10 protein-coding genes are annotated in these 24,067 nt (G+C 72.4%); 1 reads left to right on the top strand and 9 read right to left on the bottom strand.

All coding sequences use genetic code 11. From position 1 onward, the window contains the following. Nucleotides 1-372 precede the first annotated feature (372 nt). The 7 genes from ACYQ77_RS14970 to ACYQ77_RS14940 form a co-directional block, all read right to left on the bottom strand. Entirely contained in the window at nucleotides 373-1,149 is a 777-nt protein-coding gene (locus tag ACYQ77_RS14970; RefSeq protein WP_459711496.1) for an FkbM family methyltransferase, read from the bottom strand. Beyond that, entirely contained in the window at nucleotides 1,146-2,075 is a 930-nt protein-coding gene (locus ACYQ77_RS14965; RefSeq protein WP_459711495.1) for a TauD/TfdA family dioxygenase, read from the bottom strand. The genes ACYQ77_RS14970 and ACYQ77_RS14965 overlap by 4 nt, the downstream gene beginning before the upstream one ends. Further along, complete coding sequence (locus tag ACYQ77_RS14960) at nucleotides 2,072-2,266, bottom strand: MbtH family protein (protein WP_459711494.1); 195 nt, start codon at nucleotides 2,264-2,266, stop codon at nucleotides 2,072-2,074. Before ACYQ77_RS14960 ends, ACYQ77_RS14965 begins: the two co-directional genes overlap by 4 nt. Continuing rightward, entirely contained in the window at nucleotides 2,263-13,704 is an 11,442-nt protein-coding gene (locus tag ACYQ77_RS14955) for an amino acid adenylation domain-containing protein (RefSeq protein ID WP_459711493.1), read from the bottom strand. Before ACYQ77_RS14955 ends, ACYQ77_RS14960 begins: the two co-directional genes overlap by 4 nt. A gap of 73 nt (nucleotides 13,705-13,777) precedes the next feature. Beyond that, entirely contained in the window at nucleotides 13,778-18,628 is a 4,851-nt protein-coding gene (locus tag ACYQ77_RS14950; protein WP_459711492.1) for an amino acid adenylation domain-containing protein, read from the bottom strand. An 800-nt stretch (nucleotides 18,629-19,428) separates the two neighbouring features. Then, nucleotides 19,429-19,665, bottom strand: coding sequence for a hypothetical protein (locus ACYQ77_RS14945; protein WP_459711490.1), 237 nt, complete (start codon nucleotides 19,663-19,665; stop codon nucleotides 19,429-19,431). Between the two features lie 90 nt (nucleotides 19,666-19,755). Continuing rightward, nucleotides 19,756-20,367, bottom strand: coding sequence for a transglycosylase SLT domain-containing protein (locus ACYQ77_RS14940; RefSeq protein WP_459711488.1), 612 nt, complete (start codon nucleotides 20,365-20,367; stop codon nucleotides 19,756-19,758). A gap of 139 nt (nucleotides 20,368-20,506) precedes the next feature. Between ACYQ77_RS14940 and ACYQ77_RS14935 the strand changes: the two genes are divergently transcribed. Next, nucleotides 20,507-23,533 carry a VWD domain-containing protein gene (locus ACYQ77_RS14935; RefSeq protein WP_459711486.1) on the top strand — a complete coding sequence of 1,009 codons (3,027 nt, stop codon included), beginning with the start codon at nucleotides 20,507-20,509 and terminating at the stop codon, nucleotides 23,531-23,533. Between the two features lie 16 nt (nucleotides 23,534-23,549). Here ACYQ77_RS14935 and ACYQ77_RS14930 read toward each other — a convergent pair whose 3' ends face one another. After that, nucleotides 23,550-23,696: a tetratricopeptide repeat protein gene (locus ACYQ77_RS14930; protein ID WP_459711484.1), complete on the bottom strand. Its 147-nt coding sequence runs from the start codon at nucleotides 23,694-23,696 to the stop codon at nucleotides 23,550-23,552. Next, nucleotides 23,671-23,976 (bottom strand): tetratricopeptide repeat protein, encoded by a 306-nt coding sequence (locus tag ACYQ77_RS14925; RefSeq protein WP_459711482.1) that lies wholly within the window; start codon nucleotides 23,974-23,976, stop codon nucleotides 23,671-23,673. Before ACYQ77_RS14925 ends, ACYQ77_RS14930 begins: the two co-directional genes overlap by 26 nt. Nucleotides 23,977-24,067: the final 91 nt, after the last annotated feature.

The raw sequence follows: 24,067 nt of genomic DNA, 5'->3' as shown, positions 1-24,067 counted from the left end.
TCCGGGAGGTACCGGTCCCGTCGGCCTTGGTGAGCAGCGATACCGGGCGGGTGTGAGGAGTTCGTCCGGGACGAGCGCCAGATGGGGGCCGCCGGTGTCGTGCCGAGCGTGGCCAGGCGTGCCTGGTCAGCCCTGGCACAGCGGTCGCGTGCGTCGCCGACGACGGCGGGGGGGCTCGCCCGGCTTGGTGCAGCACCACCGGCCGGAGGCGGACCGCGAGTGGGCCGCCATCCACGCGGTCGTGTTCAACCTGGCCGGCGTCCTGTTCGACGGCGCGATCAGCGGACAGCTCCCGGCGCCGTTCCTCAGCCCCGGGCAGCTGCGGCGGTGGAACCACGCGACCACGGAACATCGGGCGCGTGCGGAGTGTCCTCATCGGTGGGCGGACACGGTGTACCGGTCGGAGAGGGCGTCGTGCGTGGTGACCCGGAAACCCTGACTGGTCAGGATTTCCAGTGCTGTGTCCAGGTGGCCGGCGGTGTCCGTGCCCGGTTCGTCGTGCACCTCCATGGCAACCTGGTGCACCAGGCCCCAGTGCCGGTCGTCGATGCCGTGCAGCACGTCCAGTTCCGCGCGTTGTACGTCGATCTTGAGCAGGTCAACCCGGTCGAGCCCGCGCTCGTCGATGACGGACGACAGCCTGCGCAGCCGGCCGGGCTGGGTCACCGGCCGGAGCCGGAAGGCCAGGATCTCGTCCAGGTGTTCCGCCATGTCCGGGTCGAGCCCCGGCTCCGACTCGACCTGGCGGCGGACGGCCTCCTTGTCCCCCTCCGGATCGGCGTAGGCGCTCAGTGTCGACATGGTGGTGTAGCCCGGGTAGTACGTGAACTGGACGTCACGCTCGACATCGGACAGTCCACACGGGAAGACCTCGGCGGGCACGCCGAACTCGGCGACGTTCTGCCGCAGCTTCTCGGCCAGCGGGAGCACCGGCTCGAACGCCAGCACGGTCGCGTCCGGTGCTTCCGTGTGCGCGAACAGGGTGAACATGCCGATGTTCGCGCCGACGTCCACCACCACCGCGCCCGGCGGGATCGACAGGCCACCGCGCAGGTACGCCCGTGCACCGAAGATCTCCTCGTGCAGGAACTTCGTCTCGTGCGGGTTCACGCCGTGCACGCGGCTGAGGTCGAACGCGGCCGCCGTCATGCCGACATCGCGACCAGCACTCGCCGGGGACCGGTGAACGGGCGGCGGCCGTGTGCGACCAGCACGTTGTCGATGACCAGCAGGTCGCCCTCCTGCCAGTCGACGTCCACCGCGAGTGCGAGGCCGCGGTCGCGGACCTGCGTCACGTACTCGGCCGGGATCGGGCTGCCGTCGGCGAACGTCACCGACTGCGGGAGCTCGTCCTCCGGCAGCGCGTCGCGCAGGGCGATGCCCACCTCGTCGTCGAGCGCGGCCGGGTGCCACTGGTCGGACTGGTTGAACCAGACCTCGTCGCCGGTCACCGGGTGCCTGGTGGTCGACGGCCGGACCTGGGTCACGCGCAACCCGCCGTCGGCCTTCCACTCCCACGACGCGCCCGCGTCGGCCAGGAACGCCTCGACCGCGGCCCGGTCGTCGGTCTCGAAGGTGTCCTGCCAGCTCTTGCCGAACCCGCGCCCGCCGTGCATGTTCTGCATGTACCGCACGCCGCCCCGGTACGCGTCGCGCACCTCCGGGTCCAGCGACGCCAGCCACGCCGCCGCGTCCACCACGGGGGTCGCCCCGCCGGTCTGCGCCGCCTGCTGGCAGTAGAACAGCAGCCGTGCAGGCCAGGAGTGCGAGTAGGACAGCTCGTTGTGCATCGAGATGGTGAACTCGGGCGGGTACTCGGTCGACGTGTAGAGGTTGCTCCCGACCTTCGTCCGCGGCGAGTTGCCGTGCACGTACGCCAGCCGCGTGGACAGCAGCCGGTCGATCGCCTCGTCCAGCCGGTCCGCGCCCAGCCCGAACCCGCGGAACACCAGCGCCTTGTGCTCGAGGAGCAGCTTGTCGATCACGTCCGTCTCGGCCAGCACCGCCAGCAGGCCCGCCGCGGTCGCCTCCTGTTCCGCCGCGGCCGGGGTGATCACCAACGGAGCCCAGCTCATGACGCGTCCTGGTGCTCGCGCAGGCTCAGCGGCCGCATGTCCGTCCACACCTCGTCGATGTGGGCCAGGCACTCCTGCTCGGTGCCGGTCTTGCCCGCCGCCCGCCAGCCGCCCGGCAGTTCCCGGCCCTCCGGCCAGATCGAGTACTGCTCCTCGTGGTTGACCACCACGGTGAACCGATCGGAATTCATGCTGTCACCCTCTGTTGGATCAGGTCCTTGTCCTTGATGACCACCGGATCGGGGATCGCGTCCGGCAGTTCGTCCTCCAGCAACCGCACCCGGCGATAGCGCCACGCGACGAGACCGGTCAGCGCGGCGAGCACGCCCGCGGTCATCACGAGCCACGCCATGCCCCGGCCCGGCAGCCCCGCGGCCTGCGCGAGGGGCTCGAACACGCCGGAGATCAACGGCCCGGCGAGCACGAAGCCGACCGGCACCATCAGCCAGCTGATCATCATGTTCGCCGCGAACACCCGGCCCTGCAGGTCGATGCCGACCTTCGTCTGCACGATGGCGGCCCAGTGCACGTTGAGCACCGCGGTGCCGAAGCCCATGCCGAACAGGCCGAGCGCGGGGAACAGCGGGTGCGGGGCGAGCCCGAGCACGACCATCGACCCGCCGATCAGGCCGAAGCAGCCGAGGATGCCGGTGGTGCGCCGCCGGAAGCCGCCCCACACGCTCATCAGCACGCTGCCGACCACCAGGCCGACACCGCCCGCCGACATGACCAGGCCGAGCATCGGCACCGAGCCGAGTTCCAGCACCAGCGGCGTGGCCACCACGTTGACGATGGCGAACATGAAGTTCAGGACCGAGGTGAACACGATGATGCCGAGCAGGCCCGGCCTGCGCAGCAGGTACCGCCAGCCGCCGGTGACCTCCTTGCCGAACGACTCGTCCCGCTTGACGAACATCCGGTTCGGGAACCGCACCAACAGCAGCGTGACCAGTGCGAAGCCGAAGCTCACCAGGTCGACGACGACGATCCCGGTCAGCCCGATGGCGACCACGAGCGCGCCACCGAGCATCGGCGCGAGCACGTTCCCGGTCGCGCCGCCGAGCTGGGCGAGGCCGTTCGCCTTGCCGTAGTACCGCTTCGGCACGAGCTGCGCGACCGCCGCGCGGTACGCCGGTTGCTGGAACGCCGTGGCCACCGCGCCGAGCGCGACCAGCGGATAGATCTGCCAGCCCTGCAACGAGTCCGTCCACAACAGACCGGCGAGCGTCACCGCGGTCACCGCGGACAGGCTGTCGGCCGCGATCATGATCTTGCGCCGGTCCCACCGGTCGGCCAGTGCCCCGGTGATCGGGGCCAGTGCGACCGCCGGCAGCAACGCCATCACGCTCACCAGCGCGAACAGCGACACCGATCCGGTCTGCTGGTACACCCACACGCCGAGCGCGAACGTGGTCAGCCCGGACCCGATGAGCGACACGAACTGGCCGAGCGCCACGAGCAGGAACGCCCGCATGTCCGCCGGTGGCGGTGGCCCGACCGGAGCGCCCGGACCTTCGTCGATCAGCGCTGCCAGCTCGTCGGCCTGGTGCTGGTGGAAGTAGTGCCCGGCGTTCGGGATCACGTGCAGCGACACCTGATCCGAGAAGTGCGTCCACTCCGACGTGCGTTCCTGGTACAGCTCGGTGGCCCGGTCGCCGTCGCCGACCACGACCACGATCGGCGCGTTCAGCTTGCGGAAGCCGCCACCGTGGAACGCGTCGGTGTAGAAGTCCTCGCCCGCCTGGGTGTCCTCGGCGAACACCCGCATCAGGAAGTCCTGGTCCCGTTCGTCGAGCACCTCGGTGAACAACCCGGTGGCCCGCAGGAACTCCATCGCCCGCCGCTTGGACATGAACTTCTGCATCGGCATGAGCTTGCGCAGGAGCTGGTGGACCTTGCCCGGCATCCGCGGCGCCGGGAAGTGCCCGCCGATGAACACGCGCTGCAGGTCGACGCCCTCGTCCTCGAGCCGCCGGGCGATCGCCATGGTCAGCGCACCGCCCATGCAGTGGCCGTACAGCGCCATGGGCCCGGTGACCTTGGTCTTCACCTCCTCGACCACCCGCTCGACCAGGTCGTCGAACGGAATGGTCGCCTCGGTCTGGTTGGCGAGGTCGTGGCCGGGTGGTTCGATCGCGAACAGCGACAGGTGCTTCGGCAGCGCCGTCGCGAGTTCCTTGTAGTTCAGCGCGCCGCCCGCCGCCAGCGGCACCGCGACGATCGACAACTCGGCCTGCCGCGGGCTGGTCAGCTCGTGCAGCACGCCGCGAACCCGCGTCCTGGCGCCGCCGACGTGCGCGCTGAACGCGCGGATCGTGGGGTTGGCGAACAGGTCCATCACCGTCGCGGGCACGCCGAGGTCACGCACCGCGCGCAGCGCCTTGAAGGAGTCGCCGCCGAGTGCGAAGAAGTCGTCGTCGATGCCGATCGACGGCACCTCGAGCAGCTCCGACCAGCGTTGCACGAGCATCGCCTCGAAGGCGTCCCTCGGCCCGGCGCCGGACGGTTCCGCCGTGGGCTTCGGTGGCGCGGGCAGTGCCTTGCGGTCCACCTTCCCGTTGGGGGTCAACGGGAAGGACGGCAGCGTGACGAACGCCGACGGCAGCATGTAGTCGGGCAGGCTGGCGCGCAGGTGCGCACGCCACTGCCCGGTCTCCGGTTCCGCGGCGTCGATGTCACCGCCGGGCGCCAGTGTCACGTACGCGACGATCGCCTTCTCCGCGCCGTCGCCACGCACCACCACGACCGCCTGGTCCACCGCCGCGTGCTCGGCGAGCCGGGACTCGATCTCGCCCAGCTCGATCCGGTGGCCACGCACCTTCACCTGGTTGTCGTTGCGGCCCAGGAACTCGAGGCTGCCGTCGTCGCGGAACCGGACGAGGTCACCGGTGCGGTACCGGCGGCTGCCCGGGGGACCGGACGGGTCGGGCACGAACTTCTTGGCCGTCTCGGCGGGCCGGCCGAGGTAGTCCCGCGCGAGGCAGGCACCACCGAGGTACAGCTCGCCCGGCACGCCGACGGGGACCGGACGCAGCCGGTTGTCGAGCACCGCCGCGGTCACCCCCGCCAGGGGCCCGCCGATGGTGATCGGGTCCGTGCCCGGGCCGATCTCGGCCATGGTCGCCCAGATCGTCGCCTCGGTCGGGCCGTAGAGGTTGTACAGCTTGTCCACCAGCGGCACGACCTGCCGGGCGAGCGCGGCGGGCAGCGCCTCGCCACCGCACACGGCGGTGAGACCGGCGAGACCCGGCCAGCCGTCGGACACCAGCAGCTGCCAGGTCGCCGGGGTCGCCTGCAACACGGTCGCCCGCTCGCGGACCAGCAACGCCGCCAGGTCCGCCGGGTCGTGCGCGACCTCGCGGGTGGCGAGCACGACCCGCGCGCCGCAGATCAACGGCAGGAACAGTTCCAGCACGGAGATGTCGAACGCGACCGTGGTCACCGCGACGAGCGAGTCGGACGGGCCGATGCCCAGCCGCTCGCGCATGCCGTGCAGGAAGTTGACGACCGACCCGTGCTGGACGCGCACGCCCTTCGGCTTGCCGGTCGAGCCGGACGTGTAGATCACGTACGCGAGGTTGTCCCCGCCCACAGCAGGCGGCGCGGCCGTCGGTGCGGTGTGCTCGTCGTCGACGAGCAGGACCCGCACGTCGAACTCGCGGTACCGCTCGGCCACCGCTCGCTCGGTCAGCAGCACGGCGGTGCCGGAGTCGGCCAGGACGTGCCGCTGCCGCTCGGCCGGGTAGTCCACGTCCAGCGGCACGTACGCGGCACCGGCCTTGAGCACGGCGAGCAACGCGACCGGCAACGCCACCGACCGCTCCAACGCGACCGCGACCAGCGACTCCGGCCCGACGCCCACGGCACGCAGCGACGCGGCGACGCGTTCGGCGCGGTCGTCGAGCTCGCGGTAGGTCAACGACGTCGAGCCGCACGTCACCGCGACCTGGTCCGGGGTGGCGAGCACCTGGCGCCGCACCAGTTCGTGGATCGGGAGGTCCGGCGGCGCGTGCTTCCCGGCGCTCGACACCGGCCGCGACTCGGCCTCGGTGAGCAGGTCGATGTCGTCGAGCGTGACCGACGGGTCGTCGGTGACGGCGATCAGCACCCGCTCCAGGTGGCCGAGCATCCGGGCCGCGGCCGGTCTGGCGAACAGGTCGGTGTTGTACTCGAGACGGCATTCCAGGTCGCCCCCGGCGTCGACCACGATGAGGCTCAGGTCGAGCTGCGACACCCCGAGGTGCACGGTCCGGTGGGTGGTCGTCGCCCCGGTGAGCGCCAGCCCCTCGCCCGGGGTGTTGAGCAGGTTGAACAGCACCTGGAACAGCGGGTTGCGGCTGGGGTCCTTGCGCGGGTCGAGTTCCTCGACGATCCGCTGGAACGGCGCCGCCTGGTGGGCGAACGCGCCGAGCGCGGTGGCCCGCACCGCGGCCAGGTGGTCGGCGAACGTCGTGGCGCCGTCGACCTGGTTGCGCAGCACGAGCGTGTTCAGGAAGCAGCCGATCGCGCGTGCCTGGTCGTCGCGGGTGCGCCCGGCCACGGGCGAGCCGACGCAGATGTCGGTCTCACCGGTGTACCGGTAGAGCAGCGTCTGGAGCGCGGCGAGCACGGTCATGTACATGGTGGCGCCGCTGCCGCTCGCGAGCGTGCGGAGCCTGCGCGTCAGTTCCGGGGCCAGCGTGCGGGTGACGATGGCGCCGTCGAAGGTCTGCACCGGCGGCCGGGCGCCGGTCGTCGGCAGGTCGAGACCCGACGGCGCACCCGCCAGCTGCGTGCGCCAGTAGTCCAGTTCGGACACCAGGTAGTCGGCCTCGGCGCAGTCGGCGTACTGCACCGGCGGCGCCAGCACGGGCTCCCCACCGGTGCGGTACGCGTCGTACAGCTGGCTGATGTCCTTGTGCAGCACCGAGAACGACCAGCTGTCGCACACGATGTGGTGCAGGCACAGCGCGAGCACGTGGTGCCCGTCGGCCACCCGCAGCAGGCTGAACCGGAACAGCGGCCCCTCGGCGAGGTCGAACGGCTCGCGCGCGCTCGCCCGCAGCACGTCGTCGACCTCGGTCTCCGGCACGTCGACGACGGTCAGTTCGACCGGCACCTCGTCGCGGATCACCTGCAGTGGTTCGCCGTCGGGCGCGTGGAACACCGTGCGCAGCGACTCGTGCCGGTGCACGACCGCACGCAGCGCGTCGTGCAGTGCGGTCACGTCGAGGTCGCCGCGCACGTCCATGGCGTTCAGCACGGTGTAGGCGGCGGGTTGTCCGTGTGCCTGGTCGAGGAACCACATCCGCCGCTGCACCGGCGTCGCGGGCAGCGGGCCCGTACGACGCACCGGTGCCGGGACGTCGACCGGGCGGTCCGAGGTGGCGGCCTCGGTCATGCCGCGCAGGGTCGGGTGCTCGAACACCGCCGGGATCGGCACGGTCATGCCGAACCGGGCCCGCAGCCTGGCCACCAGCTGTGTGGCGAGCAGCGAGTCGCCGCCCAGCTCGAAGAAGTTGGCCGTCGGCGTGACGTCCTGGACGCCGAGCAGTTCGGTCCAGACGGCCGCGATGCGTGCCTCGTCGTCGGTGAGCCCGGATCCGGTCACGACCGGCACCGCGGCATCCAAGGTGGCCGAACGGGACCTGCCCGCCGCGATCCAGTACCGCGTGCGTTCGAAGGGGTAGGTCGGCAGCGGCACGCGCCGCCCCGGTGCCGTGGCGCCGAACGCGGCCCAGTCGATCGTCGCACCCGCCGCCCAGAGCCCGCCGATGCCCGACAGCAACGTGGTGGTGTCATCGGCGTCCGCGCGCATCGTCGGCACCGCGTCGCCGCCGGCGCGCTGGATCAGCTTGCTCAGCGTGGTGCCGGGGCCGACCTCGGCCGCGATCAGCCCGGCCCGCACCAGTTCCGTCGCGCAGTCGGCGAAGCGGACCGGCTCACGCAGGTGCGCCGCCCAGTAGTGCGGGTCGGTGGCCTGCGCCTCGTTGATCCACGTGCCGGTGGTGTTGGACAGGTACGGCCGCTGCGGCGCGTGCCAGGTGACCTTGCGTGCCTCGGCCAGCAGGCCGGCCACCGCCGGCTCGACCATCGCCGAGTGGAAGGCGTGCGAGGTGCGCAGCCACCGGCAGGCGGTGTCGCGGTCCTTGAGCCGCGCTTCGACGGTCTCCAGCGCGGCGCGCGGGCCGGCGAGCACGCACGCCGACGGACCGTTCACCGCGGCCAGCGACACGTCCGGCCCGAGCAGGCCGGCCACGTCGCGCTCGGGGAGCGCGACCGCGAGCATCGCCCCGGCGGGCAGGTCCTGCATCAGCCTGCCGCGGGCCGCGACCAGGCGCAGGCCGTCCTCCAGGGAGAACACCCCGGCCAGGCACGCCGCGACGTACTCGCCGATGCTGTGCCCGGCGTACGCAGCCGGGGTCACGCCGCGCGCCATCAGCTCGCGGGCCAGCGCGTACTCGGTGACGAACAACGCGGGCTGGGTCAGCCAGGTCTCCTCGAGGTCGTGCCCGTCGGCGATGGCGTCGCGCAGGTCGACCCGGAGCAGCGGAAGCAGGATCGTGGCGCAGGTGTCCACGACCTCGCGGAACTCGCCTGCCTCGGCGTACAGCCCGGTGCCCATGCCGCGGTACTGCGCGCCCTGACCGGGGAACACGAACGCGACGTCGCGTTCGGCGCCGGTGCGGGCCTCGTCGAGCCTGCGCAGCGCGTCCACCACGGACTGGCGGTCGCCGGTGACGAACCGGCGCCACGGCAGGCGGGTCCGGCCCTGCCGCAGCGTCGCGGCGACGTCCGCGAGGTCGGTCGACATCGTCGCGATGTGGTCGGCCAGCGCGGTCGACATCGCGTCCAGCGCGCTGGTCGTCTTGGCGGACAACACGAGCAGCTGCGGCCCTTCGGACCGCTGCGGCTCCTCGACCTGAGGCGCTTGCTCGACGATCACGTGCGCGTTGGTGCCACCCATGCCGAAGGCACTGACCCCGGCACGCAGCGGCCCGTCCGCTTCCCACGGCACAGGCGTCGTGGTGAACCGGAACGGGCTCGCCGGGAAGTCGGCGACCGGGTTGGGTGTCACCAGGTTGACGCTGGGCGGGAGCACCCGGTGCTCCAGGGCGAGCACGGTCTTGATCAGCCCGGCGATGCCCGCGGCGGCGTTGGTGTGCCCGATGCTGCCCTTGACCGAGCCGAGCACGCAGAACTCCGTGTCCGCGGTGCTCGCCCGGTAGGCCTGGGTCAGTGCGCTGACCTCGATGGGGTCGCCGAGCACGGTGCCGGTGCCGTGGGCCTCGACGTACCCGATCGAGCGGGCGGGCACGCCGGCGTCGGCGAGCGCGTCGCTGATCACCTCGACCTGGCCGTCGACGCCGGGTGCGCTGAACCCGGCACGGGCGGCGCCGTCGTTGTTCACCGCGGAGCCGCGGATGACCGCGCGGATGGGATCACCGTCACGGATGGCGTCGGCCAGCCGCTTCAGCACGACCGCGCCGACACCGCTGGAGCCGATGGTGCCGCGCGCGTCGGCGTCGAACGGCCTGCAGTGCCCGTCCGGCGACACGACACCACCCGGGTCGTACCGGTAGCCGCGGCGCTGTTGCGGGTCGATGCTGGCCCCGCCCGCGATGGCGACCTCGCACTCGCCCGCGATCAGGGCGCGGCGGGCCATGTGCACCGCGACCAGACCGGTGGAGCACGCGGTGTTGACGTTGATGCTCGGGCCGCGCAGGTTGAGCTTGTAGGACACCCGGATCGGCAGGAAGTCCTTGTCGGTGGCCAGTTGCAGCTGGTAGTCGCCGACCGCGCGGACGATCTCCGGCGCGGAGGCGATGTTCTCGGTCAGGTAGACGCTGCGGCTCGCGCCCGCGAACACCCCGACCTTGCGGCCGCTCTGCTCCGGCGCGTAGGCGGCGTTCTCCAGTGCCTCCCAACAGCATTCGAGGAAGATCCGGTGCTGCGGGTCGAGGATCTCGGCCTCGCGCGGGCTGATCCCGAAGAACGCGGCGTCGAACTGGTCGATCCCGTCGAGCACGGTGCCCGCGCGGACGTAGTCCGGGTCGGTGACCACGGCCGGGTCGGCGCCGTCGGCGACCATCTCCTCGACGCTGAACTCGCGGACCAGGTCGGCGCCACCGGCGATGTTGGCCCAGAACTCGTCCGGGTTGGTGGCGCCGGGGTAGCGGCACGCCATGCCGATGATGGCGATGTCCCCGGTGCTGACCGTGGCCTTCTGCGCGGGTTTCGGCGCCGGTTTCGGGGCCGCTGGGGGTTCGCCGAGGAAGGCGGCCAGCGCGCTGACCGTCGTGTACTGGAACAGGTCGGTGACGGTGAACCGGTCGCCGACCTCGTCCTTGAGGAGCCGGTGCATCTTCAACAGCAGCAACGAGTGCCCGCCGATGTCGAAGAAGTTGTCGTGCAGGCCGACCTCGTCCCGGCCGAGCAGCCGGCACCAGATCCGCGAGATCACCTCGGTGAGACCACCGGCCACCTGGGCGGGCGCGGGTTCCGGCACCGGCTCCGGCGCGGGCTCCAGGTATCCGGCCAGCGCGCTGATCGTCGTGTACTGGAACAGGTCCGTCACGCTGAGCCGGTCACCGAACTCCGCCTTCAGCAACCGGTGCATCTTCAGCAGCAGCAGTGAATGCCCGCCGACGTCGAAGAAGTTGTCGTGCGGACCGAAGTTGTCGTGCCCGAGCAGGTCGCGCCAGATCCGGGTGATCACCGCCGCGACCCCGCCTGCCGGGGGAGTCGCGGCCACCCGCTCCTCCGGCGACGGCAGGCCGTGGTAGTCGACCTTGCCGTTCGCGGTCAGCGGCAGCGCGTCGAGGAACACGAAGTTCGCGGGCACCATGTACGCGGGCAACGTCGAAGCGAGTGCCTGCCGCAGCACGGTTTCCGAGCCGGACGACACCACGTACGCGACCAGACGGCGGTCGCCGGGTTCGTCCTCCCGGACGCGCACCACACAGGCACTCACCGACGGCTGCGCGGTCAGCGCGTGCTCGATCTCGCCGAGTTCGATCCGGTACCCGTTCAGCTTGACCTGGCGGTCGATGCGGCCCAGGTACTCGATCGTCCCGTCCGGCCGCCTGCGCACCAGGTCCCCGGTCGCGTACATGCGCCGCCCGTCACCGGCGAACGGGTCGGGCACGAACCGCTGCGCGGTCAGGCCCGGCCGGTTCAGGTAACCCCGGGCCACGCCGGCGCCACCGACGTACAACTCGCCCGGCACCCCGGCGGGCAACGGCTGCAACGCGCCGTCCAGCACGTACAGCCGCGCACCGGTGATCGGCCTGCCGATCGGCACCGGCCCGGCGTCGGGGAAGTCGGCGGGCACCGTGTACCCGGCACAGCCGACGGTGGTCTCCGTGGGTCCGTAGTGGTTGTACAGCTTGGTTTCCGGTGCGTGTTCCCGCCAGAACCGCAGCCGTTCGGCGGTCAGCTGTTCGCCGCCGGACACGATCGCCCGCACCCGGCCGGCCGCCTCCGCCGGGTCCAGCTGTCCGGCGAGCAGGTCCAGGTGCGCGGGCGTGATCTTCACCAACCCGTACGGTTCCCGGCGCTGCCGCAGCAGCTCGCCGAGTGCCTCGGCACCCTCGGGCAGCAGGTGCACCCCGTGCCCGGCGAGCAACGGCACCAGCAGGCTCGTCACCGTGATGTCGAACGCCGCCGACGAGTGCACGGGCGAGCCGCCGTCGAGCGGGTAGTTGCCCCGCGCCCAGCCGATGTAGGTGGCGACGCCGCGCTGGGTGACCAGCACGCCCTTCGGCGTGCCGGTCGACCCGGACGTGTAGATCACGTACACCAGGTCGTCCGGTCCGGTGGCGGGCGGCTCGAACGGTTCCGCGGTACCGGGCCAGGCCTGCTCGTCGACGTCGACGACCGGGCCCGCGAAGATCGACGCGGCGCTGTGCCCGGCCAGGATCAGCGCCGGCGCGCTGTCCTGCTCGACCCAGCGCAGCCGGTCGGCGGGATGGGCCGGGTCCAGCGGCAGGTACGCCGCGCCGGTGCGGGCCACCGCGAGCATCGCGACCACCTGGTCGATCCCGCGGTCGAGGCACAGGGCGACCACGTCGCCGCGGCCGACGCCCCTGGCGTGGATCGCCCGCGCCCACCTGTCGGTTTCGGCGGCCAGCTCCGCGTAGGTCAGCGCGCGGTCGCCCGCGGTCACCGCGACCGCGTCCGGCACCCGGGCCACCGCGGCCGCGAACAACGCGGTCAGCGACGGCGAGTCCGGCGGCTCCGGCGCGCCGATGCCGGACGCCACCTCGTCGTCGGCGACCATCGGGAGCGTGTGCACCGGCCGGTCCGGCGCCGCTACCGCGGCGTGCAGGAGCGTGCTGAAGTGCCCGGCCAGCCCGCGGATCGTGGCCTCGTCGAACAGGTCGGTGCTGTACTGCAACCACGTCTGTCCACCCCGGACGATCAGGGTGAGGTCGGCCTTCGTGGTGTGGTCGTCGAGCACCACCGCCTCGGCCGCGACGTCGCCGAAGTCGGGCAGCAGCACCTCGCCTTCCTCATAGGCGAAACGCACCTGGACCAACGGGCTCCGGCCCGGCTGGCGCTCCGGCCGGACCGCCTCGACGACGTGCTCGAACGGCAGGTCCTGGTGCTCGAAGGCACCCAGCATGGCCTCGCGCACCCGGTCGACGACGGTGCCGAAGTCCGGCTCGCCTGCCAGCGACGTCCGGATGGCCAGCGTGTTCAGGAAGAGCCCGACCAGTCCCGCGGTCTCCGGCCGTTGCCGGTTGGCGATGGGGATGCCGGTGAGCAGGTCGGTCCGGCCGGTGTAGCGGCCGAGCAGCACCTGGAACGCGGCGAACAACACCATCGCCTTGCTCGCCCGGTGCCGCTTGCACAGGTCGGCGAGCCCGTCGGGGACGGGCAGGTCGACCGACAGGATGGCGCCCGCGTCGGACTGGGTCGCCGGGCGCACCCTGCTGGTCGGCAGGTCGAGCACCGTCGGCACGCCGTCGAGGGTCGCGCGCCAGTACGCCAGCTGCCGGTCCCGCTCGGGGCCCGCGAACCGTTCCCGTTGCCACACCGCGAAGTCCGCGTACTGCAGCGTCGGCTGCGCGAGCACCCGGTCGCCGCGGTAGAGGTCGCCCAGCTCGGTGATCAGGATGTCCATCGACCGCGCGTCCGTGGCGATGTGGTGCACGGTGACCGCGAGGACGTGGTCCATCGGGTCGATCCGGAACAACCGCGCCCGCATCGGCGGTTCGGTGGTCAGGTCCACCGGACGGGCCCGTTCCGCGGCGAGCCGCGCGGACAGCTCGTCCGCACGCACCTGCTCGACCGGCAACGGCACGTCACCCGGTTCGGCGACGATCTGCCTGCCCACGTCGTCACCACCGTCGTCGCCGGTGTAGGTGGTGCGCAGGCTGTCGTGCCGGGCGGCGAGCGTGGTCAGCGCACGCCGCAACGCGTCGACGTCGAGCGGCCCGCGGAGCCGGTACACCAGCGGCAGCAGGTACCGCGTCGACCCGGGCGCCTGCTGGTCCAGGTACCACATCCGCTGCTGCGCGAACGACATCGGCGCCGGGCCGGTCCCTGCACGCCGCGGGATCCGGTCGGCCGCAGGAGCTTTCGACACCAGCTTCTTGCGTAACGCGGACAGGTTGATCGGGGTAACGCCATCCTCAACGCTCACGACGCCCCCTCGCAGGCTCCGGGGCGCCGTTCACGGTCGCCCTGTGTTCTCTGGTTCGCCCCGCAAGCTCCGCTCACTGAGCGTCCTCCATGCTCTCGCCGACCAGTGCCGCCGCCGCGGCGTCCACCGCCGTCCCGTGTTCGCCGCGCAACCACGCCGCCAGCGCAGCCGGGGTGTGGTGGGTGAACAGTGCCCGCACCGGCACCGTGACGCCGAGCGCCTCCCCGAGCATCGCCACGAGCCGGGTGGCGACCAGGGAATGCCCGCCGAGGTCGAAGAAGTCGTCGTCGACGCCGACCGAGTCGAGGTCGAGCGCCTCGGCGAACACGACGACCGCGACCGCCTCCAGTGCGGTCCTCGGCGGGGTCGCCGTGGTCGCCACGACGGGCTTGGGAAGGCTCGCTCGGTCGAGCTTTCCCGTGGCACCACGCGGAAGCGCGGTCACCGGCACGATCACCGTCGGCACCATGTACGCGGGCAGCCGCTCGGTCAGCAGCTCCCGCACCGACGCGACCAGCCCGTCCGACTCCTCGGCGAGCACGTAGCCGGTCAGCCTGCCCGTGTCCCGGTCGTACACCGCGGCCGCCGCCTCGACGGCCGGGTGTTCGGTCAGCGCGACCTCGATCTCACCGAGTTCGACGCGGTGGCCGCGGATCTTGACCTGGTCGTCGGCGCGGCCCGCGAACCAGAGCACACCGTCGGCGTCGCAGCGCGCGAGATCGCCGGTGCGGTACAGCCGCCCGCCGTCCGTATCAGGCACGAACCGCTGCGCTGTCTGGCCCGGCCTGCCCAGATACCCGCGGCAGACCGCGTGCCCGCCGACACAGAGCTCGCCGACGACGCCGGTCGGCACGGGCGCGCCGTGGGCGTCGAGAACCCGCACGCGCACGCCGGTCACGGGGGTGCCGATCGGTGGCAGTGGCGGCCAGGAGGCCGGGTCCTCCGGCAGGGTGTGCGCGACCACGACATGCGTCTCGGTGGGCCCGTAGTGGTTGTGCAGCCTGGCCTCCGGCATGGCGCGGAACAGCGTGACGAGGTGGTCGGTGACCTGCAGCTGCTCGCCCGCGGTGATCACGTCCCGCAGATCAGTCGGCACCTTCGCGGTGCGTGTGCTGGTCACGGCGAGTTCGTTGAGCGCCACGAACGGCTGGAACAGCCGCTCGACCCGGGCGGAGCACAGGAAGTCCAGCAACGCCACCGGATCCCGGCGCACCTGGTCGTCGACCATCACCACCGTGCCACCGACGGCGAGGGTGCCGAAGATCTCCTGGATGGACACGTCGAACGTCAGGGCGGTGAACTGCAGAACCCGCGCGGGTTCGCCGAGTCCGCCGTCGGTGGCCTGCCAGTTCAGCAGGTTCACCAGCGCCCGGTGCGGCATCGCGCAGCCCTTGGGCGTGCCGGTGGAGCCCGACGTGTACAGCAGGCAGGCCAGATTCTCGGCGTCCACCGCGACCGACGGCGGCCGGTCCGCGCTCTGGGGCACATGGTCCACGTGCACCACATGGGACAGTGCCTGCGTGATCCCTTCGTGGTGCGAGCCGTCGGTCAGCAGCACGGATGCCCCGGCGTCGGCCAGGATCGTCGACTGGCGCGCGTGCGGGTCCGTGAGGCTCAACGGCAGGTAGGCGCCGCCCGCCTTGAGCACGCCGAGGATGCCGGCGACCAGGTCGAGGGTGCGCGGGAGGTGGATGGCGACCGGCACGTCGGGGCCGACGCCGAGGCCGGCCAGCCGGTGCGCGACCGCGTTCGCCCGCCGGTCCAGCTCGGCGTAGGTGAGCCGGACCCCGTCGCACTCCACCGCGACGGCGTCCGGTGTGGCCGCCACCTGCCGCGCCACGAGCGTGTGCAGGCACTCGACCGGGCGCGGCGCGAGGGAACCGAGCTCGTCGTGACCGAGCGGGAGCTCCGACAGCCGCACACCGGGGTTGCCGGTCACCACGCGCAACGCGGCCTCGTAGTGCGCGAGGATCCGTTCCGCCGTGGCCGGGTCGAACAACTCCGTGGCGTACTCGGCGGTCAACGTCGGCGTGCCGTACGGGAAGTTGACGTTCATCAGCAGGTCGAGCTTCGCCATGCCGTTGTCGAACGAGGGGCCGAGGCTGACCGTCATGTCGCCCGCCGTCACCGGCGCGATCGTGTCCTGCACGACGAACATGGTCTGGAACAACGGGTGCGTGCTCAGGTCGCGGTCGGCGCCGACACGTTCGACGATGCGCTCCAACGGCACCTCGCTGTGCCGGGTCGCCGCGAGCAGCACGTCCCGCACCCGGCCGAGCAGCTCGTCGAACGTCGGATCGCCGGACAGGTCGGTGCGAATCGGCAGGGTGTTCACGAAGAAACCCACCAGCGGAGCGGAGTCCGGGTCCTCCCGGCCTGCCGCGGCGATCGCCGTCACCAGGTCGTCCTGGCCGGTGTAGCGCCGCAGGACCGCCTGGAACACGGTGAACAGCACCATGAAGTTCGTCGCGCCGCGTGCGCGGCTGAGCCGTTCGACGGCGTCCCACAGGTCAGCGGGCACCACGCGGTTCATGCGGGCACCCGCGTTGCCGCGTTCGGACGGTCGCGGCCGGTCCACCGGCAACGCCTGCGGTGCCGGTGGTGGCTCGAGAAGCCGCTGCCAGTAGGCGAGCCCTTCGTCCAGCGCTGTCTCCGCGCGGCGGCGTGCGATGTCCTGGTAGGACACCTCGACCGGCGGCAGCGGCGACGGGCGCCCGGCCGCGAACGCGTGGTACAGCTCGGCGAGCTCGTGCACCATCACCCGCGCGGACCACCCGTCGAAGGCGATGTGGTGCACGGCGCACAGCAACTCGTGCCTGTCCTCCGCCGACCGCAGCAGGCCGAACCTGACCAACGGCGGGCGCTCGAGGTCGAACGTGGTGCCGGCGAACGACGCGATCGTCTCGTCCCGCGCGGCGGGCGCGTCGACGTAGGCGAGGTCGAGGTGCACGTCGTCGACGACGAACGGCACCGGATGCCCAGCGCGGGTGGTGAAACCGGTGCGCAACGGGACGTGGCGGCGCACGATCTCGCGCAGCACCGCCGCCAGCGTGGCCCGGTCCAGTGGCCCGGCGAGCCCGAAGACCATCGTCTCAGTGTTGCGTGCCGTGCCCGGTTGCAGTTGCTCGGTGAACCAGAGCCGGAGCTGCGCGGAGGACACGACGTGCTCGTCGGCGAATGGCCCGGCGGTGGCGGTAGTCCGGGGCAGACCGTCGACGACCTCGGCCAATGCGGCGATGGTCCGGCTGCTCAGGATGTGGTGCGCGCGGACGGGCTTGCCCAGCTCCTGCTCGATCCGGGTGGCGATGCGCATCGCCACCAGCGACTGGCCGCCGAGCGCGACGAAGTCGTCGTGCACGCCGAGGGTGTCCGCCCCCAGCTCCGCGCACCACGACCGGACCAGCGCGTGCTCGGTGGGGGTGCCCGCCGCGGTCACGTCCCGGCCGGTTCTCGGCGGCGCGGGCAGTGCCTTGCGGTCCACCTTGCCGTTCACGGTCACCGGCAGCTCGTCCAGCACCACGTAGCGGGCAGGCACCATGTACTCGGGCAGCGCGGCGTGCAGGTAGGCGGCGAGGTCCGGCTCGGCGCCCGGCTCGAGCGCGACGTAGCCGACGAGCTCCTTGTCGCCGGGCTGGTCGTCGCGGACCAGCACAGCCGCCTTGCGCACCTGGGGGTGGCCGTTGAGGACGGTCTCGATCTCGCCCAGCTCGATGCGGAACCCGCGGATCTTCACCTGGTTGTCGACGCGGCCGAGGAAGCCGAGCTGCCCGTCCGCGCGCACCTCGACCCGGTCGCCGGTCCGGTAGAGCCGGGCGCCGCCGCCACGCGGATCCGGCACGAACCGTTGCGCGGTCAGGCCCGGCCTGCCGAGGTACCCGCGGGCGAGCCCGGGACCGCCGAGGTAGATCTCGCCTTCCCGCGCCGGTTCGAGGTGCTCGTCGAGCACGAGCACCTCGGTACCGTCCACAGCGGACCCGATGGACGGCAGCCGGTCACCGGCGTCCGCGGCGGGCACCTCGCCGAAGGTGGCGACGATGCTGCACTCGGCCGGCCCGTACTCGTTGACGAACCGGAACGGCAGCCCGGGCGGCGTGAACGTGGTGAGCCGGTCCCCGCCGGTGCGCAGCACGCGAACCGGGGTGCCTGCGGGCCAGTCCAGTGTGACCAGAGCCTCGCCGACGGCGGTGGGCACGGCGCAGTGGGTGACGCCCCGGCGGATCAGCCAGTCCCGCAAGGCGGTCATGGAACCGCGGTCGTCCGGGCCGGGGACGAGCAGCGCACCGCCGGTGGTCAAGGTCCGCCAGATCTCCAGCACGCTGTAGTCGAACGCGGGGCTCGCGAACAACGCCACCCGGTCGCCCGGTCCGTGCTGCCACTCGCGTGCGGACCACGTCGTCGTGTTGCTCAGCCCGCGGTGCGGAACCTGCACACCCTTCGGCCGTCCGGACGACCCCGAGGTGTAGATGACGTAGGCGATCTGCTCCGGATGGGCGTAGTGGGTGAAGCCGATCGCCGAGCGCTCGGCGAGGTCCGGCACGATCACGCCGGGCAGGTCGAGGTGCCGGTCGGCGACCACCGCGACGACGTCCGCCTCGGCCAGTGTCGCCCTGGTGCGGGGAATCGGGTCGGCCGGCAGGAGCGGCAGGAACGGACACCCCAGCTTCAGCGCCGCCAGCTCCCCGGCGACGAGCGTGGGGGAGAGGTCGGCGACCACGGCGACGATCCGGCCCGGCACGGCGCCCATCGCGGCCAGCCGCCCGGCGAGCGCGTTCGCGGCGGCGTCGAGCTGCGCGTAGCCGAACGAGCCGGTGGCGGTGAGAACGGCGGGTGCGTCCGGGTTTTCCCGCACCCGGTCGTCGAACTCACGCAGCACCGACGGCTGCCCGGCCAGCAGACCGTCCGTTACGTCAGTCGGTGCGACCACGGTGGAACCTCGCTCTTGATGTGCTTGCGGTCCGAGTGGGAATTGCCCAGCACCGTGAGGTTCTGCCGCTCGACGCGATAGGCCGAGCCGGTGAAACGGATACCCCGGTTGGTCGTCACCGATGACGCGGGAGATGCGGTCGGCCTACGCGGCGGTGATCGGTGCGCGGACGGCCGTCGCCAGGACAGCACGAACGATGTCGGTGGTCTTCGCATTCGGTGACGGGGGCCTTCGTCCTGGTCATGGACCCATCGGTACTGGTGGGCGTCGTGCAGCATGAACGACCGCGAACGCGACTGTCAACAGCGGTCGTGCGTGCACGAACGCGCACATCGTTCCGTGTCCAGGCGGTCGTTAGACCGTCCGGACATCCGGCGTTCCACTCGTTGGTCCCACCGCCACGAGCCGTACGGTCCATTGCGGACTGGTCCGCGCCGGGCGCGGCACGCGCGCGGTGGCGTGAATGTGCGCGGCCTGTGCGCCGGCGGGGCAGTGATCGTCCACACGAGAAACGGGGCGGTGTGGGAACACGCGATGTCGCGGTCCCCGCTGTGCTCACGGCCGCCAGACGCAACCGAGCGGTTCGGTGTAGTAGAGGCCCGTCGCTCCCGTCATTCCGGCGTCGACGCCGGGGCCTCACTGTCGGTCAGGTCTTCACCAGGACCCTTGACGATCGTCGCTTCCATGCCCGCGTGGTGAGGGAGCGGCCATCCGCCACCGCGTAGCGATCGCCGACGGATACAGCACGGAGCCGGCGCGGCGACGAGGTGTCGCCGCGCCGGCTCCGGAGTGGGACGGGGTCAGCTTGTCATGACCATGTACCCGAGCACGAAGCCGAGCACCGTGCCGAGTACCGAGACCACGATCGCCCATTTGCCCAGAGCCTTGTCGCCCATCGCGTAGCCGACGATCGACAGGACGATGCCTGCCAGGCCGAAGACGATGGGGAAGAAGAGGATGGCGACGACACCGAACACGATGGCGAGGATGGAACAGACGCGTGCACCGGTTTTGGCAGGCGCGGTGGAAACGCTCATCACAGGCTCCTGTCAGGGGACGGGAATGACTGGTCGGCGAGTACCTCGTACGGCCGCGCGCAAACCTGAACGCCTGTGGTGGCAGGGGAGTCAGGCCGTCACGGCCTTCTCCGCCCGGTCCCAGTATTCGCGGATCCGGTCCAGGTACGCGCGGGACTGCGGTCCCGGACGCCTGCCGTGTGCGAAGCGGGTCATGTTGCGTGCTCCCGCGTTGTAACCCATGGCCAGCAGTTCGTCGGAGGGGAACCGGGCCGGGCCGGCCGGGAGCTGTGCCCGCAGGTCGTGCAGGTGCCACGCCGCTGCCTGGATCGCCAGTTCCGGGTCGCCGGGCAGGTCCTTCCACGGCCGGTCCGCGAACGGGCGGCCGGGGCGCGTGCGTTCGTAGGTCCGCCGGTGCATGTTCGCCACCCCCAGTGCCGCGTCGCGGTGCAGTGCCTGCCACGCCCTTTCCAGCAGCGGGTGGTGCGGCTTGTACGCCTCCGCCAGCAGGATCGCCATCAGCAGCACCGGGTTCACCTCGGCCGCGGCGGCGTGGGTGTGGACCGCCGGTGCCAGTTGTTCGGGGTCGCGGCTCGGCGTTTGCGGGGCCACGCCTGCCATGCCCGAGGTGTGCGCTCGTGCCGCCGCCGTGCGCACCAGCCAGCCACCGAGTGTCACCGCGGACACCGTGCCCAGCAGCAAGCCCACGTGTCGCCGTCTCATGTCCGCTCCTCGTCGTGCGTGCCCGCGGGGGATTCTCCCAGAGGACCCGTCGGCAGGGGACGTTCGGGCGGTTCGGACGTCCTTTTGGGCGTCCCGGACGAGCGGGCCCGGGCGACCGCGCCGCCCGTAGGGTCCCTCCGTGGCACGGGTCGGGTCGAGGACGCGGTGGTGGATCGCCGCGCTGGTCGTGGTCGGCGTGGTGGCGGCCGCTGCGGTCGTCGTGGTCGTGGGCGGGGACCGGACGGTGGCCGGCGAGCCGGGCGCGGTGCGGGCGCAGTCGGTGTGGCAGCGGATCGAGGCCACGGCGAACGACGCCGACGGCGCCATGGGCGTCGAGCCCGCGCTGCAGGCCTTCGCGTACCTGTTCGGGGACGTGCCCGGGGTGCGGGTGCCCGCCGGGACGCGGGAACCCGACGGGCTGGGGCTCTCCGGCAGCGGCGCGATCAGGTGGGTGCTCAACCGCTGGGGGCGGCTGACACCGGAACAGCGGCGTGCCGTCGGCGCGGTGCTCACGCCGCCGCCCGGTGAGCCGCCCCGGTTGCGGCAGTCCGACAAGGACCGCGCGGCGGACGTGCTGCGGCCGCGGATCGACCAGGTGGTCGCCGACCTCGGGGCGAAGCTCGGGATGACGATCCCGAAACCGGATCTGTACCTCGTGGACGTCGAGCACACCTTCGACGACGGGTCGCCGGTGTACGCGTGGACGGTCGTGCTCGCCGAGGGCGAGTCGGTGGGCGAGAACGGCGAGGGGGCCGTCATCGCCGAGAACGGCGGCAAGGCCGGCCGGTGCCTGATGTACCTGCCGCCGTCGCTGTGGCGCGGGGTCGGCGGTGGTGTGCCCGCCGCGGCGACGACGACGATCGCGCACGAGCTGATGCACTGCTACCAGGGCTTCGCGTACCCGAACCTCGCCGCGGCGCGGGCCGCGCCGCGGTGGATCATCGAGGGTGGCGCGGAGTTCGGCGGCATCGACTACGCGAAGAAGTCGGCGGCGGGCAACTGGGCGCTGTACCTCACCACCCCGGTGCCGCTGTTCACCAGGACCTACACCGCGATGGGCTGGTGGTTCCACCTCCAGCACACCGGGCACGACCCGTGGGCGGTGTTCCGCACGATCTGGACGCAGGCCGACGGTGACGTCCCCGCGTACGTCACCGCGGGCGGCGACCGCGACGACGTCTACGACACGTGGGCGTCGAGCTTCCTGCGCAACCCCGGCTACGGCGACGCGTGGGAGGTGCACGGCGTCGACGTGTCCGGTGAGACCCCGCCGAGGGAGCGGATGTCCGCGGAGGGCGGGTCCCTGTCGGTCGCGGCGTTCGACGCGCGGGTGGCCGAGGTCGACGCCGGCGCACCGGCCGGTGGCGCGGAGACGGTCGTGCTCGTCACCGCCAACCAGCCGGTCCGGGTGCACGACAGCGGCGGCTTCGAGGACGTGCACATCACCGAGGGCGACTACTGCCTCGGCGGCGAGTGCGTGTGCCCGCGGGACACCGAACGGGCGGGCGAGGAGATCCAGCGCGCGGCGGCGCCGCTGTGGCTCGCCGTGCCCGGCGGGGAGACCGGCACGGCCGTCACCACCGACACGATGACCATCGAGGAGTATTGCCGCAAGAAGCCACCCGAGCGCAGGCGGCCACCCGCCCCGCCCGCCGCCCCGGCAGGCACCCACCCGCACGCGCCGCCAGCCAATCCGCACAGCCGCGGCCCGCGGGACCCCGGACCCGCCGACGCGGGCAGCAACGGCGATCCGCACCTGACGAGCTTCGACGGGCGCACGTTCGACTTCCAGGCGGGCGGCGAGTTCACGCTGGCCACCTCGACGGCCGGGGACCTGGAGATCCAGGCGCGGCAGGAACCGTTCCGCGGCCCGGACGGCGCGGCGAACCTGAGCGTCTCGGTGAACACCGCGGTGGCCGCGAACGTCGCTGGTGACCGGGTGACGATCACGGCCGCGCCCGGCAGGCCGCTGCTGCGGATCGACGGCACCGCCGCCGCACCCCGGGCCGAGCAGGCGCTGCCCGCGGGCGGTGCCGTGGCCCCGGCGGGCGGTGGCTACACGGTGCGCTGGCCGGACGGGACCACGTTGTGGGTGGTGCCGATCGGCGGGTACGGCATGAACCTGGTGGTCCGGCCGGCGCCGGAGCGGAAGGGCGCGCTGCGGGGGATGCTCGGCCCGTTCGAGGGCGTGCCCGGCAACCCCGCGATGACCGACCGGTCCGGCCGCCGCTACCCGTCGGTCACCACGCGCGAGCTGTACGACGTGGTCGGGAAGAGCTGGCGGGTGCCGGCCGACGGGTCGCTGTTCGACTACGGGCCCGGGCAGTCGACCGCGACGTTCACCCGCGACGACATGCCCGGTCCCGCGCCGGAGCCGACCGACGAGCAGCGAGCGGCCGCGGAGCAGGCGTGTGCCGGTGTGCCGGACGAGGTGCTGCGGCAGCAGTGCGCCTACGACATCGCGGTGACGTCCGACGACGCCTTCGCCGCGGGCTACCGCGCGGTGCACGAGGTCGTGTCGGTCGGCGGGGGCACGGTCGCGGTCGGGGAGAAGGTCGGCCCGGACCGGCTGGAGCCGGGGCAGGAGAAGACGTTCACGGTCGCGGGGCCGGCCGACCTGTACTTCGCGTCGGAGACCGAGTGCGCCGCGGACGCGGCCGTGTACTGGCGCGTCACCGGACCGGATGGCACGGAGTCGCTGTCGGTCGGCATGTGCGCGGACGTCGGCAGGTGGCACTCGGCGACGGCAGGCACCTGGCGGATCGTGGTGACGGTGGCCGCGGACGCCGGGCAGGGCGGCCCGTTCGCGTTCCGCGTGCTCGAGGCGGGCGGCTCCCGCCGCTTCGACGTGACCCTCCCCGCCACGGTCGCCGACGGGCGGCCCCGCGGCGCGGGCACGCTGGCCGGCGCGGGCGCGGAGGACCGGTTCCGGTTCGCCGGGCTCGCCGGGGACACGGTGACCATGACGTCGACGGTGCCCTGCACCGACGACGACCCCCTGTACTGGGGTCTCGAGAGCCCGGACGGGTTCGTGGTCACCCTCCGCACCCGGGCCTGCGAGAACCTCGGCGAGCAGACCCTGACCGCGGACGGCACCTGGTCGGTGGTCGTGTTCAACCACACCGGCGACCAGCGACCGCACCGGTACGGCTTCACCGTCCGCTGACCGGCGGCGGCCCGGGTCACCGGTCCGGCAGCGCGGCCAGGAAGTCGGCGAGGAAGGTGGTTTCCGGGTGAGCGGGCCCCAGCGACCGGCGCCGTCGGGCGAGGGTGTCCGCGCCGAGTGCCCGCGCGCCGTCGTGGTCACCGAGCTGGTACAGGACGCTCACCAGGAACCCGGGCCGTGCGCAGCGTCCGGAAGTCGTCCTCGCCGAGCACCCGGCGCCTGCGGGCGAGCGTGTCCCGTGCCAGGTCGCGCGCGGCCTCGGTGTGGCCGTGTTCGTTGAGCGTGAGCACCATGTTGTGCGCCAGCACCAGGGTGTGCGTGTGGTCGATGCCGAGCCGCTCGCGCACCGCGTCGAGATCGCGCGCAGTCGCGCCGCCGCCGTCCCGTCCAGCCGGGTGTGCCGCGGGGACGGTCATCCGGAAGCCGGTGCCGGAGAGGTCCACGGTGTCCGGGGGTGACGTGCTGCCGGGACACCCAGCCGCGCGACGCTGTGCACGCCCTGCCGTGCGGTGTCGTCAGTCAGAGCCACGACGC

The sequence above is a fragment of the Actinophytocola sp. KF-1 genome, from assembly GCF_054661535.1.
This window is presented reverse-complemented; position numbering and strand designations above follow the sequence as displayed.